Source organism: Natrinema hispanicum, from assembly GCF_900111485.1.
Taxonomy (GTDB): Archaea; Halobacteriota; Halobacteria; order Halobacteriales; family Natrialbaceae; genus Natrinema; species Natrinema hispanicum_A.
Genome location: NZ_FOIC01000005.1, coordinates 114,496 through 129,530, shown reverse-complemented (window position 1 = coordinate 129,530; position 15,035 = coordinate 114,496). Strand labels below are relative to the sequence as shown.

Genomic DNA, 15,035 nt, shown 5'->3' with positions numbered 1-15,035 from the left:
TGCCGGTTCAACTCGGGGCGGTCGCGGTTGCACCGGGAGCTTGTGACAGCAGCCCGTATGACGCGCCGCTGCGATCGCTCGACTCTCTCCGTTTTTGTTCGGCAGATCGGATCGTCATCCCAGCGAGAACAACGTTTACAGCACCGGCTGTGGACGTCTCGAGTGTCATGGCGAAATCAGTCACCACCGTCTCCGAGGAGGGGTACACTGCGACCAACGAGATCCGCGAGTTCGAGACCACGATCGACGCCAACGGCGAGGACGACCCCGACACGCTCGAGGCACTGCTGGCGGCGTATGGCTCCTGTTACGTGCCGGCGCTGCGCGTCGGCGGCCAGCAACGCGGGGCCGGCGATCTCGGCAAGATCGAGATCGACATCACGGGTGAGCTAAACGACGACGACAAACTCGAGTCGATTCACTTCGACATCAGCGTCGCGGGCGATGTCGACGATGACACCGGCGAGGAAGTAATTGAACGCGCCTTCGAACTCTGTAAGGTCCACGACGCGCTGAAAGACAGCCTCCACGCCGACACGACATTCGAGGGCGACGCGTTCTAACGGCGGCCCCGGGCACCGCCAGTACGCCCGTCAGTCCGCAGTTGTGACCCGCTACGGCCACCCGTACGGCGAGGGGCGTCTGCTCGAGGCGACGTATCGGGCCGAGGCCGAACGGACACGACAGGAGTCCATTCAGGACCGATTCGACCGACTCTCCGAGCGGCTGTCGGATCGGGACGAGACGTAGCGGCGCAAGAACGAACGGCAGGAGTCCGAACCCGCTGGTTCGGTGGGACTGGCGCGGCGGCAGGATGCTGTTGTCTGGACCATAGTGCGCCGCCATCCAGCATGTTTTGCGACGACCGCCGTAACTATGATACCAAAATATGCTGGTTTTATAATAGCACAGTTTATAACAAGTCACCGACATACGGGCAGAATCGCCCATCCGTCGAATCCGGCACGCCGCCCGGCCGTGATGGGCAGGTTCAAGACGGTTCTCGAGACAAGACCTCACATGCTCCGTTCGTTCAACGGGACCGAACCGCAGGTCGCCGACTCCGCGTACGTCGACGAGGCCGCCGTCGTTATCGGCGACGTTGTCATCGAGGACGATGCGAGCGTCTGGCCGAACACCACGCTCCGCGGCGATCACGGCCGGATCGTCGTCGGCGAGGGTGCAAACGTTCAGGACAACGCCGTTCTTCACGAGGAGGCCGAACTAAAACCCTACTCGACGGTCGGCCACAGCGCCATCGTCCATGACGCGACCGTCGCCGAACGTGCACTGGTCGGCATGAACGCCGTCGTCCTCGACGGGGCCCACGTCGGCGAAGGAGCCGTCGTCGCCGCCGGCAGCGTCGTCACGGAGGGCACCGAGATCCCGCCGTCGACGCTCGTCGCCGGAACGCCAGCCGAACCGAAAGCCGAGATCGACGACCCGCAGCTCGAGGCGACAGCCGACCGGTACGTCGAACTCGCGAGCGAACACGCGGAGACATCCGAACGACTCGACTGACGAACTAGCCGAAGACGACCTCTCGAACGTCGTCGACACCGGCGCGCCGAACGACGGCTCGCACTGGGTCGCGCGCGCCGGCGAGATTGTCCGAGTCGCCGTCAAGCACCAGCAGCCGAGCTTCCCGACCGGACTCTACAAGTCCGTACTCGAGGTCGGCGATTTCAGCCCCGTTAATGGTCGCCATCCGGAGGATTTCGTCAGCCGGCAGCTCCGAGAGCTTTGCGAGGAACTCCATCTCGCGGAACATCGACGGCGAGTTGAGCATCACGTTGTCCGTCCCGAGGGCGAGCGTCGTGCGCTCGTTCAGTTCGTCGTAGGGCGATAGGCCGACGTCGGTGACGAGATTCGAGCGGGGACAGACGACGACCGGAATCTCGCTGTCGGCGAGCCGATCGAGATGCAGCGGTTCGGGATGGACCATGTGGACCAGAAAGTCCGGCTCGAGGTCCAGCGCGGGGTTGATGTCGCTTGCGTCGACCTCGCCGGCATGGATGCCGAAGGGTTTGTCTGCCTCGCGGGTCGCCCGCCGTTCCTGGTCGAAATTCGCGTCGTTCGTCCCGCTGGCACCGAAGCCGTCGCCGGCATGCATCGCGTCGACGGAGCCACGGGCGAACGACAGTGCGTCGATCTCGAGGCCCTCGGCGGCGTCTACGAGCATCCGAACGCCCTCGACGTCGCCCTCACGAAAGTCGAGACAGGCGGCCGTTCCAGCCTGCTGCATGAACGACAGCGATCGTGCCATCGCGCTCACCAGTTCGTCGCGGGAGGCCGCCCGGAGCAGCCGATGTTTCAGTCCGTCCGGCGGGGCGACCAGTTCCTCGAGCGAGCGGCCGCCACCGGCCTCCTTGGCGATCGAATCGCCGATGTGGGTGTGGGCGTTGACGAAGGCCGGGAGGATGATGTCGTCGCTCTCGACCGACGTTTCCTCGATAGCCTCGATGCGGCCGTCGTCGCCGATGACAACCCGTCCCTCGATAGGGTCGAACTCGCGGCCGCGGAGAATCGTTCCCGTTCGTTCCATACGCGTCAGTTCGCCGTCAGCGTCTTCAACGGTTCGACCCTGAAACCGTGCTCAGTCGACGAACTGATCCAGCGTCGCGTCCAGCCCATCCCGGACCTCGCTGACCAGCGCGCCGTCGATGTCCAGTCCGAGCACGTCAACAGCGGCTCGCCCCACCCGCTCCCGAAGGTCCGGCGGCGAGTAGACGCCGAGTCGCCACTGGGAATACTGGCCAGCCCGGAGCGCCGCGACAAGCGGCGACTGCTGGCCCAGCCGGCGGATCTCGCCGTTGACCATTACGCGCGTCGTCGACTCCGTCATCGAGGGCCGACTCGGTACGTCGAGGATGACGTTGGCAGGGTCAACCTCTGCTCGATCGCTGATTTCGCGCTCGAGATCGCGGATCGTCTCGTGATCTGACTCGATGATCCCGCCCGGAACGTCGTCGATTTCGGCCCAGACCGCCCGCTTGAACAGGTCGCGTCGATCCAGTCGCCTCGAGAGCGTCGCCGTCCGCTCACACGAACGCAGGGCCACGATCAGGTCGTGATCGTCCATCCGCTGGAGAGTCGCGGCGTCGACGTCAGTGTCAGGAGCGTCAAGCAGGCCCTCAGCGGCCCGTCGGAGCATCGCCTTGCTGATCCGGGCGACGCTGTGGTTGTAGACCGTCGGATTCATCAACGCGCGGGCGACCAGCAGGCTCTCGGCCGTCTGGACGTTCCCCTCGTCGAGGACGAGTTCGCCGTCGACGAAGGTCAGCTCTCGGACAAGCCGGCCGTGGTCGATCGTCCCGTACGGGACGCCGGTGTGGTGGGCGTCGCGCACCAAATAATCCATCCGATCGACGTCGAGTTCGCCCGAGACCACCTGTCCGAAGCGTCCCTCCCCGGCAACCAGATCGGCGACCCGGTCGGGATCGAGATCGTGCTCGCGTAACACTTCGCCAACCGTCCCGTCTGTGAGCAGGCCGTGGACATCGTCGTGATACCGGCCCGTCCGGCGGTGAGTGAGCGACTCGAGGTTGTGGCTAAAGGGGCCGTGGCCCACGTCGTGAAGCAGGGCTGCGGCGCGGACCCGTTCGGCTTGTCGTCCCTCGATAGCGAGATGCTCGAGCGCTTCGCAGGCGAGATGGTAGACACCGAGGCTGTGTTCGAAGCGGGTGTGGTTGGCCGAGGGATAGACCAGCGAGACGGTCCCGAGCTGCCTGATGTTCCGAAGCCGCTGTATCTCGGGGGTGTCAAGCAGGTCGCGGGCGACGCCGTCGACCTGAATGTGGTCGTGGACGCTATCCTTGATGACCTTCATGACTCTCCTTTTGGCTGGTTCGTACAAAAACAGTCGTCCGAACTGGGTCCCGGTTGTGAATACCGGCCCACGAGTGTCCCTGTCGCCACGGTCCGTTCCGACAGCCACGAGCGACTTGACGGTTCCTCCAGACGCCGACGAGACGCGGATCAAAGCGCTCGTTCACGACCACGTCGAGATCGGCGATACCGTCGAGATTCGCAGCGAAGAGCGGACGGGAGACCGCGTGGTGCGTCGTGATCACCGGCAGTCACTGATTACTCGACGACGAAGATATCCGAGACGTTCCACCCCCGATAGAATACCCGACCGGCGGCGACCACCGGCTGAGAGCCCACGTTCTCAGCGGACCAGTAGCGAACGCGGTCACCTGTCGCAGCATCGAGCACGTAGATGCCCGTATTCGCTCCTGTGGCGAGCACATGGTCGCCGACGATGACCGGCGCTCCCTGACTAACGCCCGTCTCGAACGTCCAGAGGCGGTCGCCAGTCGTTGCGTCGAAGGCCATCGTCTGCGTTTTGCCCGCCGAAACGACGACGCGCTCACCGTCGACCGCCGGCGGCTCGGTGACGCCAGATTCGACGCTTGCCTGCCACTCGACGCTCCCATCAGCGGCAGCGAGCGCCGTCAAGGTTCCCGTCTTCGAGACGGCAAAGACAGTCTCGTCGGCGACTGCCGGAGCGGTATACACTTCCCCGGGTTCGGTCGTGCGCCACCAGTCATTGCCGTTGCGGGTAAACGCAGCCACCTCACCGCTGCCGTTGCTCCCCGCGCCGACATAGACGCGGTCGGCCACAGCAACTCCCTGCGCACTATGCTCCGTCTGCGCATGCCAGCGTTCGTCGCCCGTTTCGGCGTCAAGGGCGGCGACCCCGCCCACCGCGACGAAGATCGTATCGTCACCCACAATCGGCGACGTAGAAACACCGCTGTGTGCCCCGCCGTCCGCTCGCCAGAGCACATCCCCGGTTTCTGGATCGAGCGCGAGTGTTTCGTTGAACATGCTCACGTAGACGGCCCCGCAGGCTACCGCCGGACTTGTATTGACGCCATCCTCGAGGTCGGTTGCCCACAGACGCTTCCCGGTCTCGATGTCGCGGGCTTCGATCCGAACGTCCCCTGCGACGTAGGCAACGCCATCAGTGACGACTGGTGGCGCTTCGACACTCCCACCGCCACCTGTCCGAGCACCGGTCTGGGAGAATCGACCCACCTCAGCGTCAGCCGACGGTAGGTCACGAGAAGCCACATGACTCGTGCGAGCGGTATCGTAGCCGTACATCGGCCACGCAGCGGTTGTCGGTTCGCATTCGATAGGCGGCTTCGACATGCCTGTTTCCAAGACATCCGAGCAGCCGGCAAGCATGGTAGTCCCGCAGGCGGCGAGAACCGTTCGGCGTGCCAGTGAGGGGTGCCTATTGGAGGGCGGCATACGCTATCTGTTCAGGGAGGATACAATATATTTTCTGGTGAGAACGATCGTGAACGCAAGAACAGCGAACCCGTGCTTCAATCTCCTCTAGCGAACCTGCTCGAGCCCGAACTGACGGTCGACAGCCGCTCGGATGCGCTCGAGGGCGGCCGGCTTGTCACTGGGACGGCCGACACTGACCGCATCAGCGCCGTAGTCGACGTACTCGCGGACGGTCGCGTCGTCGCGGACGCCGTTGTTGGCGATCACGAACAGGTCCGTTGTGTCGACCACGTCCGCGATGACCGATTCGGTGTCCATCGCGTCGATGTGGACGAAGTCGGCTCCTGCCCGCTCGAGGTCGCGAGCCAGCGTCGGCAGGTCGATCCCGGGAACTTCGGCGCGGACCTTCACCCCGACAATCGCGCCGGTCTCGGCTGCTCGAGTGACGTACTCCGCGAGGCGGTCGCTATCTTTCAGGAGCGTCTCGCCACAGCCGACGGCGCAGAGTTCGTCCTGTCGGCAGTGGGCGTTGATCTCGAGATAGGCGTCTCGATCGCGACAGACACGGGCCGCGTCGGCGACCGGCTCGATGGTCGCACTCCGAACGTTGAACGCCGGCTGAATTGGGACGTCCGACAGGGCCTCGAGCTGGCGGTCGATGAAGGCGAGCGGATCGTCGGGGAGGAACTCGGATCGGTCACGAGCGACGAGGTCGCGCGCGGCAGCTCTCGAATCTTCATCCAGCGCGATGCCGCCGAGGAACGCAGCGCCGGCGTAGTTAGCGCCAGCCTGCGCCCAGTCGGCGTCGGCCTCGCCGCTGAGGCTGGCGAGCGCGAGCGGCGGGCTGAAAGAGACAGCGTCGGTCATGTTAGCGTACACGTTCGATCGCGTCGTCGACGGCTCGAGTCACGCGTGCGGCGTCCTCGCCGTCGTCGATCCGGATGTCCGTCCGGACTGTCGGCCGGTCGAACGCGGCGTCGTCGTCCTCGTCGATCACGAAGGCGTCGACGAACGGGTACACGGTGGCCAGCCCCTCGGTGCTCGGCTCCGCATCGACCGCGGCCATGAGATCGCCCGCGGGCCCGGAGAAGGCGTCGTCGCCGAGAAACGGTGAGATGGCGACGACCGTCGTCTCCGCGAGCGCCTGTGCCACGCCTGGCAGCGCGAGCATCGGCCCGATGCTGGTGACTGGGTTCGACGGGCCGATGACGACGGTGTCTGAGAGCGCCTCGAGGACCCCCGGTGCGGGCTCGGCTGCCGAGGAGCCGCGGAACTCGACGGTTTCGACGGCTGGCTCGCCGCGGTTGGCGACCCAGTACTCCTGGAAGTGCATCATTCCTTCGTCGGTATGGACGAGACTGGCGACGGGATCGTCGCTCATCGGGAGCAGGTCGATCGTCACGCCGAACGCGTCTGCCAGCCGCTGGGTCGCCTCACTTAGCGTGTGGCCCTCATCGAGGAGGCTCGTGCGCGTGATGTGGACGGCCCGGTCGCGGTCGCCGATCGTCATGAACTCCGCGATGCCAGCGAAGCGCCGCCAGTTCGCGAGTCGCCGGCCCGCGGTCTGTTTCTCCTCTGGAAGGTATTGCGGCCCCTCGGGCAGTCCTGCAGCCGACGCGATGTCGGCCAGCGCCGCGTTAGTTCGGTGCGTATCGTCCTCGATCCCCCACCACGTCTCGCGGTCGAGGACGCCGCCACCCTGGAACAACAGCGTGTCGACATCCGGCGAGACGAACAGTCCACCGAGTTCGATGTCGTCGCCCGTGTTGGCGACGACCGTCGTCTCCTCCGGCGAGAATGCGACAGCGGCACCGTCTAAGAGCTTCGGCGTTCCGGTGCCCCCGGAGAGGAAAGTTACCATACGCACACCTCTCGAGCGACGTTACTTAATCGCTTTCGGCTGTGTGAGACAGGCGGTGCTGTAGTAGCCACTGAAACGGTTTACACACTGATCACACAGCCCTCGTGCGATCAGGTGTGCACTGACTTGCAGTGGCGACTATCACTATAGTGGGTTGCAAGCCGTACCATCAGGCACCAGTCGGACGCGGTGGGACGTTCGTGTTCGACTGGAACAGGTTGTCGGGATCGTATTTCGTCTTGATGTCAACCAGTCGGTCGTAGTTCCCGCCGTAGAGCAGCTTTGCGGGGTCTTCGTTCAGCCCCGGGAAGTTACCGTAGCGGCCAGAAGCGATCGAGAGCTTTTGTGCCTCGGCAAAACCATCGCGTACCCACACCACGTTCGCGTCATCGTCGTCGGCGTCCTCCCAGTTCGCCTCGAAGTTGAGCATGTACGGCTTGTCGCGGTGCCAGAACGCGGTCGCGTCCTGGGGAACGTCAGCGACCGCGTCGCCGAGGTGCCAGACGTCGACCGTCGAGAGCGCCGACGGTGCGGACTCGTTGTATCGCGTCATGAGGTCGATCACGTCGTCAGTGAGTTCCTCGAGGAAGATCGACTTCCAGTAGTAGCGCAGCCCATCGGGATAGTCCTCGTCGAGCATCGACTGCAAGTCGACGTAAGGCATCTGGCCGCTCAGATCGGTGATCGGCGTCGCACGCTCCCGGAACGAACCGAAGATGTCCTCGGCGTCGTCGGGGTCTCCCAGGTACGAGCCGAGGAACGCGATCGCCGGCTCGCCCCACGACTCCTCGGGGAACTCCGCGATGTCGGGGACGTGGGCAGTAAACGCGAGGACGCTCGCGTCCCGCGGTGCGGTCTCGGTCCACTCGCGGAAGGCGTCCATAGCGACGGCGGTGTCGTCGCCGTGGAACCAGACGAAGAGTGCGTACACGTTGGGGCCGACCTCGTGGAGTGTGTACTCGAGCGACGTGACGACGCCGAGGTTGCCGCCGCCACCGCGGACCGCCCAGAACAGGTCCTCGTTCTCGTCGGCGCTGGCGTGGCGCAGTTCGCCATCGGCCGTCACGACGTCGACGCTGAGCAGATTGTCAAGTGCCAGCCCGTACTTGCGGCTCAGGTGTCCATAGCCGCCGTTGAGCGTCAATCCGGCGACACCGGTCTCCGACACGACACCGAGTGCCGTCGCGAGGCCGAAGCGTTGCGTCTCGAGGTCAACATCACCCAGCGTCGCCCCGCCGTCGACGCGGACGGTCTTCGCCTCGGGGTCGACCCGGACGCCGTTCAGTTCCGTCAGGTCGATCACGAGCCCGCCATCGCAGACCGCCGTCCCGGCCGCGTTGTGGCCGCCGCCCCGGACCGCGAGGGGGAGGTCGTGTTCGCTGGCGAAGTCGACGGCTGCGACGACATCGTCGACGTCCACACAGCGCGCGACGAGCGCCGGATACTTGTCGATCATCCCGTTCCAGACCTCGCGAGCTTCGTCGTATTCGTCGTCGGACGGACGCAGGACCTCTCCGTGGAACCCGTCGGTGAAGGACCGGACGGCGTCGCTCGAGAGGTCCTCGAGCGCGTCGGTACCTGCAGTTCGATGTCTTGTTCCCATATGTCATGGCACCCCTGCGACAGCGATAAAACAGTAGTCTATCTAATACGATGGTCTATCGGGGAGATATGTTTGCTCATGTGTGACAATCCGTTTTAGCGCAGTTACCAGTCGAGAATCCGATTGTTTGGAGAGGAAAAGCGATCCCTCGAGCGACGGCCAGACACACCAGTTCGTCGGTCTCTCCTGTTGCCCGACTTATCCTAATTATTAATTATGGAATCTATATGCTCGAGCGAGGTGTACGACGAGTGAGGGGGATCACAGTGGCAACTATACCCGCGGATAGCGGCGAACTAGACGGATTCGGCGAGGGACTACACGGCGAGGTGGTCCGTCCAGAGGATCCGAACTACGACGAGACGCGAGCGATCTGGAACGGGATGATCGATAGGCAGCCGGCGCTCATCGTTCGGGCGATGGGCGTTTCAGACGTGATTGCGGCGGTGGACGCTGCCCGCGAACACGACCTGCGTCTCGCGGTGTGTGGCGGCGGCCACAACATCGCGGGGAACGCGGTTTGTGACGACGGGCTGATGCTCGATCTCTCGGCGATGCGATCGGTTCGCGTCGACCCGGAGACGAAAACGGCTCGCGTCGAACCGGGCGCGACCCTGGCCGACGTCGACCTCGAGACGCAGGCGTTCGGGCTGGCGACCCCGCTTGGCATCAACTCGACGACCGGCGTCGCGGGGCTCACGCTCGGCGGCGGCTTCGGCTGGCTCACCCGAACGTACGGCATGACGGTGGACAACCTGCGGGGTGTCGATATCGTTACCGCGGACGGCACGCTTCGGCACGCGAGCGAGACGGAGAACGCGGATCTGTTCTGGGGACTCCGCGGCGGCGGTGGTAACTTCGGCGTCGTCACGTCGTTCGAGTTCGATCTCCACGAGGTCGGCCCCGAAGTGCTCTCGGGACCAGTCGTCTACGCGGGCGCGGACGCGCCGGACGTGCTCCGACACGTCCGGGATTTCAACGAGGAGGCACCGGAGGAGGCCGCCGTCTGGATCGTGCTCCGACAGGCACCGCCGCTTCCGTTCCTCCCAGAGGACGTTCACGGCGACGACGTCGTCATCGTCGTCACGTTCTACGCCGGCGACATGGAAGACGGTGAGGACGTCCTGGCCCCGATCCGGGAGTACGGCGACCCTATCGCCGACGCCGTCGGCCCACACCAGTACGCGGCGTTCCAGCAGGCGTTCGATCCGCTGCTCACCGAAGGTGCGCGCAACTACTGGAAATCACACAACTTCCGTGCGCTCTCCGACGACGCCATCGACACCGCGGTCGAGTATGCAGCCAACCTCCCGTCGCCACAGTCCGAGATTTTCTTCGCGCAGCTCGGCGGCAAGATGGCACGCGTGCCGTCGGACGCGACGGCCTATCCACACCGCGATGCCGAATACGTGATGAACGTCCACACGCGCTGGGAAGACCCCGCGATGGACGACGACTGTATCCCCTGGGCTCGAGAGTTCTTCGACGCGATGGCTCCGTACACGTCCGGTGGGGCCTACGTGAACTTCATCAGCGAGGATGCAGGCGAGGAAGCTCGCGGCTACGGCGACAACTACGACCGACTGGTCGCGCTCAAGACGAAATACGACCCGGACAACCTGTTCCGGATGAACCAGAACGTCGAACCCGAACAACGGTAGATATTCGCCCTTTTCCTTCTTTAGAATGGTTGTTGAAAAACAGTAAGTACAGGAGAACGATGTAACACGGTTGGCGCTGATCCTCCACATTCTAGCCAAGAACCGGATGTTGAGAATAGGGAGGATACAGCTTAACAGGCGAACTGACCAACACAAGATTAATACATATATTGAAATGTAATCTATTAATGAATGAACTGTATTATTTCGGATTGCTTCTTTTGCTCTCCGGTGGGTTTCTTGCTCTCAACAGCACAGGAATCGTTTCGGCTATTGGCGTCGGAGCGTTGTTTAGCGGAACGCTGATCGGCGTTCTTGGACTTCTTCAATCTCGTCTGTCGAAGCAAAATAAGTAGCTAAAACTGAAAGGTATGTTCGCTGTACTGGCCGGTCACTATCCCTTGTTGACTGACCATCACCCCATGCTGCATACGCGCCTTACATCGGTCACTCCAGAACGTGTGCGTCCCATTTTCACGGCGCGTGTTCCCGCCGCTGGTAACGGTTCGTATAGCCGAAGAAAATGAGGAGAACCCCCAATCCGACCAGCGAACCGCCTCCGATAACTGTTGCAAGTGCGTGTAGCGGTTTAACAACAAGACTGGGACCAGAGGGGACGAATAGTGAGTAATAGACCGGAAGCAGTACAGGAGTGAGGATAATCGGGGCAAGGAAGAATGCAATCCCAATTAGTCCGGCCCACAGACGTGGTACTAAGATGTGCTGACGTTTCGCAGTACGATATACGAGTAGTCCTGCGAGAGCACCTACGCTAAGCGCTATTGGAGGTACCAGTACACCCATGCCGGGAACCGACGGATACATGACTCGATCTACTATCTGTCCATTTGTAGACTTTCTGAATAGATCTGCTCATAACCAACTTGCACTGTGTATTCCACACGATTCTACAAACACACCCAATATTTGATAGAAATGCTAGCGTGAGATCCACATCTGTAGTTACCAAATCGGGCACTTTCGTTTCGAAATCGATTCGAAATAGAGAAACCGTACTATCGACCGTGAATACGCTCTTTTTCCTCGCCACACCGCGTTCGATCCGTCAGTCGCCGATCCAGTCAGCGAAACTCCCCTCGAGCAGCGTCTCCGACTGCCGGCTGACGTAGCGCTGTTGCATCCGTTCGAGCGCATCGGCGAAGTCGGCACCGTCCTCGAGGGCCGCCCGCACCTGTTCGCGCTTCCAGCTTGCGGGCGTCACCTGCTGTCGGACCCGCCGCCGAAGCGGGTAGAGGTACTTGGCGGCGTCTTCCTCGCTCAGCCCGCGGTTGACCAGCCCATCTTCGGCGTGAGCAAGCAGGTCCTCGTAGAGTTCGAGGCCGTCGGTGACTTCCCGGCCGTCGTTGGTAATCCACGTCAGCTCGGCCTCGAGACCGTCGGTCATCGCCCCGTAGAAGTTCTCGCGAGCGAGCTGCCAGTCGAGTTCGTGAACGGGGTGCTCGAGTCGGGTGAGACTCTCCATCAGGCCGGCGAACGCGGCGAGGAAGGCCACCGAGTCGCGGACCGTCGGCTGGGCGGGGATCGGCCGGAACTCGATGCGGGCGTTGGCTGCCGAGCGCGTCGGGCCGCCGAAGACGGGACGGACCCACCGCCAGTAGGTGCCGTGTTTGCGCCGGAAGTGGGGGAACTGGTCGTCGAAGCGCTCGCCGGGTTCGACCGGCATCGGCACGATCGTATCGTCGTCGGCAATCCGGTCGATCGCCTCGTCGACAGTCTCGAGATCGTGGGGGAACCGGACCTTCCCTTCGCCCGTCGTAGGATCATTGAGCATCGTCTCGAAGACGCTGATGCGGTGTTCCATCCAGCCGTCCTGAAGGATTTCGTCGCCGGTCGCGTCCTCGTCGTACAGATCGGCAGGGAAAAACGGCGAGTTGACGCCGAGTGCGAGCAGCGGCCCCGCCACCCGGAGCGCGTAGTTGAAGTATTCGGGGAGGTCGGGCGCGTGTGGAACCTGATAGTGGGGCTGGATCGACGTGATGAGACTTTCGGGCATGACGGTCTCGGCCTGTAACGAGACGTGTGGTGCTTCGATGCGCATCCCCGCAGAGTCGGACTGAGCGGTGTTAGCCATCGCGTGATAGCGGGCGGAGTCACTCATGTTCGTCGCGATGCGGATCGAGCGGTCGTCTCCCTCCGGCGTGGCTGCCGTGCGCTCGACGCTGTCGGTGAGGTACGTGCCCGCCGACTCGCCTTCGGGCGGAATCGTCCAGAGCCCGTCGCTGACCAGCCGCATCCGCTCGGACTGGGTTACATCGAGTGCCGTCTGCAGGCGCGCTTTGACTTCCGACTCCTGAGCCGCCAGCCCGGGCGCGTTCAGCGGCTGTGGGCTGGTCGTCATCTCCGCGTTGTGCAAGCCGAGTTCCTTCTCGAAGCCGATCAGCTCGAGCAGCCGGCGTGGAACCCGTCGCAACGTGCAGTCATCAGCCTTGATCGCATAGAATTCGTACTCGAGGCCGACGATCGCCTGTGGGTTATCGAAGACACCCTCCTCGACGGCGTCTTTGATCACCTCGGTATCCGCCTCGGCCTGCTGGCGGAAGTCAGCAGCGTCGACTGCCAGCACGTCCGCGACCCGTGCGGCGAGTTCCTCCTCTGGCATAGCTCCGAGTGTGCGCCCGACTGACTTGAAAGCACGTTTCTCGAGATGACGACTGATTCGGGACCGACACGGGTTTCGAGCCCTCCTACACCGTCCGCGAGAACACGATGAACAGTGCCAGTCCGACGCCAGCCATGAGGGCGACGGTCGAATGTTTCTGCTCGTGTGCGCTCGCTTCGGGGAGCAGGTGAGATGCGGAGACGTAGAGCAACACGCCCGAGACGAAACCGAGCAGCAGTCCCAGGTGGCGCTGGCCCAGTCTGGTGACCAGCGGATACGCGACGAACGCGCCGATCGGCGTCGTCAGCGCGGCGATGAAGAACGCGTACACCGCCGCCGTTCGTTCCGTCACGTTGCCTTTCAGCAAGACGAGATACGTGATAACGCCCTCGGCGAACTCGTGGACCACTAACCCGGTGCCTGCCAGGATCCCGGTCAGGAGGGACACGCTAAACGTGACGGTGTACACGACGCCGTCGACCAGCGAGTGGATCCCGATGCCCTCCGCCGCCGTCACCCCGAACGCGAGACTCTCCTGCTGGGTGCGATACGTGATCAGTTTGTTCGAGAAAAACATGAACAGAAACCCGCCTAAAGCACTGAATCCCGCGTTCGAGTTGTTCGCGATCGCGTTCGGTAGCGCGAGCAACAGCGGCGTCGAAAGGAGAACCCCCGCGGCAAAACACATGAAATAGGTGAGGTATCGTTCCGCCCACTCCCGATAGCGGAAGATAGCGACGATCCCCGCGCTGTTGACGAGCGCCGCGACAATGGCGAACCCCGCGATCCAGTAGAACTCCGCCGAGACCGCTACCATGGCCGACCTCCCATACCCTGAACGTTCATCGTGGGTAGGGGTGACAACGCCGGACGGATATATAGGAATGGTGGGGTGTCGAGGGCAGGCCGGAAAAGAACCCTCGTTCGAGGGAGTTGCGCCATTATATTCGCCGACAACGTACTGTGAGACATGACAGCGATCGGCGAGCTCAACGTCACGCCCGTTCGGGAGGGCAGTCTGTCCGAAGCGGTCGCGAAGGCAATCGACGCGCTCGAGGATTTCGACGTCGCATACGAGACCAATCCGATGGGAACGGTCGTCGAAGCCGACGACGCGAGCGAACTGTTCGACGCCGCAGCAGCAGCACACGCGGCCGTCGACGAAGCGCGAGTGATCACGACGCTGAAAGTCGACGACAAACGAACGGTCGAGCAACGAGCCAGCGACAAGGTCGACGCCGTCGAACGACAGCTCGGCCGGGACGCCAAGCGACGCGACTGATACGGTCTGCTGTCACTGGGTACCGGCGCACGCGCAACCGTCATGCGGGTGTGCCGGAACTGACTGACAGTGGTCCGTATGGTGCCCTTACAGGAGTTCGTCGGCCGACTCGTAGTCGGCCGTCTCGACGCCAGCGGCCGTGATCTCGGCGATGCGAACGCCGACACCGGTCAGCGCGTCGCGCTCGGCACTGCTCGCGAGAGCGCGGCCGGCGACCCGTCGCGCCTCGGCCATCGGCAGTGAGTCCGTGGCCTCGGCTTCGAGGACGCCCGTGGCGACCTCTTGGCCGCTACCGACTGCGACGAATTCGTCTTCGAGGACGCCGCCGTCCGGGTGCAGGCAGAAGACGTGTGCCCCCTCGGCGTCGACGCCGCCGAGGACGAACGTCCCCGCTTCGGACTCCGACCGGAGTGTTCCGGCCGCGACCGTACTCAGTTCCGGCAGCGTCATCGGCTCGCCACGGTCGGTCTCGTAGCGGTCGGCCTCGAGCCGGATCGTTCGGACGAACGACTGTGCGGCACCGAGGTGGTCGGTCGATCCAATCGCGGCAGTTGGGTGAACCTGCGCGAGCTTCTGAACGCGCTCGCTGCGGACGACAGTACCCTGGCTCGTCCGCGTGTCGGCCGCGAGAAGAACGCCATCTCGCGTCGCGAGTCCGACGAGCGTCCCGGCTACTCCGGACCCACCGTCGGTCAGTGGCCCCTTGTCCCGCGATCGACTGGTTCGCAGTCGGCGTGCTGTCACTGTGATACCTCACGGACCCG

At 63.5% G+C, this 15,035-nt stretch carries 14 protein-coding genes and 1 pseudogene; 6 read left to right on the top strand and 9 right to left on the bottom strand.

The features are described 5' to 3' along the window. Window positions 1-167 precede the first annotated feature (167 nt). The 3 genes and pseudogenes from BSG09_RS07015 to BSG09_RS07005 all read left to right on the top strand — a co-directional run bounded on the left by BSG09_RS07015 (window position 168) and on the right by BSG09_RS07005 (window position 1,521). The gene (locus tag BSG09_RS07015) at window positions 168-563 is read left to right on the top strand and encodes an OsmC family protein (RefSeq protein ID WP_092931753.1); all 396 of its coding nucleotides are present in this window, start codon (window positions 168-170) and stop codon (window positions 561-563) included. A gap of 70 nt (window positions 564-633) precedes the next feature. Beyond that, window positions 634-750, top strand: a pseudogene (locus BSG09_RS07010) (DUF3006 domain-containing protein); the annotation flags it as partial. A 270-nt stretch (window positions 751-1,020) separates the two neighbouring features. Further along, a complete protein-coding gene (locus BSG09_RS07005; protein ID WP_092931540.1) occupies window positions 1,021-1,521 on the top strand; it encodes a gamma carbonic anhydrase family protein in 501 nt (166 codons plus the stop codon). A gap of 4 nt (window positions 1,522-1,525) precedes the next feature. Here BSG09_RS07005 and BSG09_RS07000 read toward each other — a convergent pair whose 3' ends face one another. The 6 genes from BSG09_RS07000 to BSG09_RS06975 form a co-directional block, all read right to left on the bottom strand. Continuing rightward, window positions 1,526-2,545 carry an amidohydrolase family protein gene (locus tag BSG09_RS07000; RefSeq protein WP_092931538.1) on the bottom strand — a complete coding sequence of 340 codons (1,020 nt, stop codon included), beginning with the start codon at window positions 2,543-2,545 and terminating at the stop codon, window positions 1,526-1,528. 51 nt (window positions 2,546-2,596) lie between these two features. Next, window positions 2,597-3,829 (bottom strand): HD domain-containing protein, encoded by a 1,233-nt coding sequence (locus BSG09_RS06995; RefSeq protein ID WP_092931536.1) that lies wholly within the window; start codon window positions 3,827-3,829, stop codon window positions 2,597-2,599. A gap of 257 nt (window positions 3,830-4,086) precedes the next feature. Beyond that, window positions 4,087-5,262: an outer membrane protein assembly factor BamB family protein gene (locus BSG09_RS06990; RefSeq protein ID WP_092931534.1), complete on the bottom strand. Its 1,176-nt coding sequence runs from the start codon at window positions 5,260-5,262 to the stop codon at window positions 4,087-4,089. A gap of 87 nt (window positions 5,263-5,349) precedes the next feature. After that, window positions 5,350-6,111: a tRNA-dihydrouridine synthase gene (locus BSG09_RS06985; protein WP_092931532.1), complete on the bottom strand. Its 762-nt coding sequence runs from the start codon at window positions 6,109-6,111 to the stop codon at window positions 5,350-5,352. Window position 6,112: 1 nt separating this feature from the next. After that, on the bottom strand, window positions 6,113-7,105 hold the full coding sequence (cofD, locus tag BSG09_RS06980; protein WP_092931530.1) for a 2-phospho-L-lactate transferase: 993 nt from the start codon (window positions 7,103-7,105) through the stop codon (window positions 6,113-6,115). Window positions 7,106-7,274: 169 nt separating this feature from the next. Next, window positions 7,275-8,708, bottom strand: coding sequence for an FAD-binding oxidoreductase (locus tag BSG09_RS06975; RefSeq protein WP_092931528.1), 1,434 nt, complete (start codon window positions 8,706-8,708; stop codon window positions 7,275-7,277). A 260-nt stretch (window positions 8,709-8,968) separates the two neighbouring features. Here BSG09_RS06975 and BSG09_RS06970 point away from each other — a divergent pair, with 260 nt between their 5' ends. Then, window positions 8,969-10,369, top strand: coding sequence for an FAD-binding oxidoreductase (locus BSG09_RS06970; RefSeq protein WP_092931751.1), 1,401 nt, complete (start codon window positions 8,969-8,971; stop codon window positions 10,367-10,369). 188 nt (window positions 10,370-10,557) lie between these two features. After that, on the top strand, window positions 10,558-10,725 hold the full coding sequence (locus BSG09_RS20720) for a hypothetical protein (protein WP_175542158.1): 168 nt from the start codon (window positions 10,558-10,560) through the stop codon (window positions 10,723-10,725). Between the two features lie 710 nt (window positions 10,726-11,435). Here the strand turns inward: BSG09_RS20720 and BSG09_RS06965 are convergent. Both BSG09_RS06965 and BSG09_RS06960 read right to left on the bottom strand, forming a co-directional pair. Continuing rightward, the gene (locus BSG09_RS06965; protein WP_092931526.1) at window positions 11,436-12,989 is read right to left on the bottom strand and encodes a hypothetical protein; all 1,554 of its coding nucleotides are present in this window, start codon (window positions 12,987-12,989) and stop codon (window positions 11,436-11,438) included. 85 nt (window positions 12,990-13,074) lie between these two features. After that, a complete protein-coding gene (locus tag BSG09_RS06960) occupies window positions 13,075-13,806 on the bottom strand; it encodes a ZIP family metal transporter (RefSeq protein WP_092931524.1) in 732 nt (243 codons plus the stop codon). A 153-nt stretch (window positions 13,807-13,959) separates the two neighbouring features. On the opposite strand from BSG09_RS06960, the gene BSG09_RS06955 reads away from it, so the two are divergent. Further along, window positions 13,960-14,271 (top strand): MTH1187 family thiamine-binding protein, encoded by a 312-nt coding sequence (locus BSG09_RS06955; RefSeq protein ID WP_092931522.1) that lies wholly within the window; start codon window positions 13,960-13,962, stop codon window positions 14,269-14,271. Window positions 14,272-14,358: 87 nt separating this feature from the next. Here BSG09_RS06955 and BSG09_RS06950 read toward each other — a convergent pair whose 3' ends face one another. Continuing rightward, window positions 14,359-15,015 carry a proteasome subunit beta gene (locus BSG09_RS06950; RefSeq protein WP_092931520.1) on the bottom strand — a complete coding sequence of 219 codons (657 nt, stop codon included), beginning with the start codon at window positions 15,013-15,015 and terminating at the stop codon, window positions 14,359-14,361. Window positions 15,016-15,035 lie beyond the last annotated feature (20 nt).

Bases quoted from the DNA above. Each gene is read 5' to 3' on its own strand.
- BSG09_RS07015 (WP_092931753.1), top strand. From the start codon at position 168: ATGGCGAAATCAGTCACCACCGTCTCCGAGGAGGGGTACACTGCGACC.
- BSG09_RS07005 (WP_092931540.1), top strand. From the start codon at position 1,021: ATGCTCCGTTCGTTCAACGGGACCGAACCGCAGGTCGCCGACTCCGCG.
- BSG09_RS07000 (WP_092931538.1), bottom strand. From the start codon at position 2,545: ATGGAACGAACGGGAACGATTCTCCGCGGCCGCGAGTTCGACCCTATC.
- BSG09_RS06995 (WP_092931536.1), bottom strand. From the start codon at position 3,829: ATGAAGGTCATCAAGGATAGCGTCCACGACCACATTCAGGTCGACGGC.
- BSG09_RS06990 (WP_092931534.1), bottom strand. From the start codon at position 5,262: ATGCCGCCCTCCAATAGGCACCCCTCACTGGCACGCCGAACGGTTCTC.
- BSG09_RS06985 (WP_092931532.1), bottom strand. From the start codon at position 6,111: ATGACCGACGCTGTCTCTTTCAGCCCGCCGCTCGCGCTCGCCAGCCTC.
- cofD (WP_092931530.1), bottom strand. From the start codon at position 7,105: ATGGTAACTTTCCTCTCCGGGGGCACCGGAACGCCGAAGCTCTTAGAC.
- BSG09_RS06975 (WP_092931528.1), bottom strand. From the start codon at position 8,708: ATGGGAACAAGACATCGAACTGCAGGTACCGACGCGCTCGAGGACCTC.
- BSG09_RS20720 (WP_175542158.1), top strand. From the start codon at position 10,558: ATGAATGAACTGTATTATTTCGGATTGCTTCTTTTGCTCTCCGGTGGG.
- BSG09_RS06965 (WP_092931526.1), bottom strand. From the start codon at position 12,989: ATGCCAGAGGAGGAACTCGCCGCACGGGTCGCGGACGTGCTGGCAGTC.
- BSG09_RS06960 (WP_092931524.1), bottom strand. From the start codon at position 13,806: ATGGTAGCGGTCTCGGCGGAGTTCTACTGGATCGCGGGGTTCGCCATT.
- BSG09_RS06955 (WP_092931522.1), top strand. From the start codon at position 13,960: ATGACAGCGATCGGCGAGCTCAACGTCACGCCCGTTCGGGAGGGCAGT.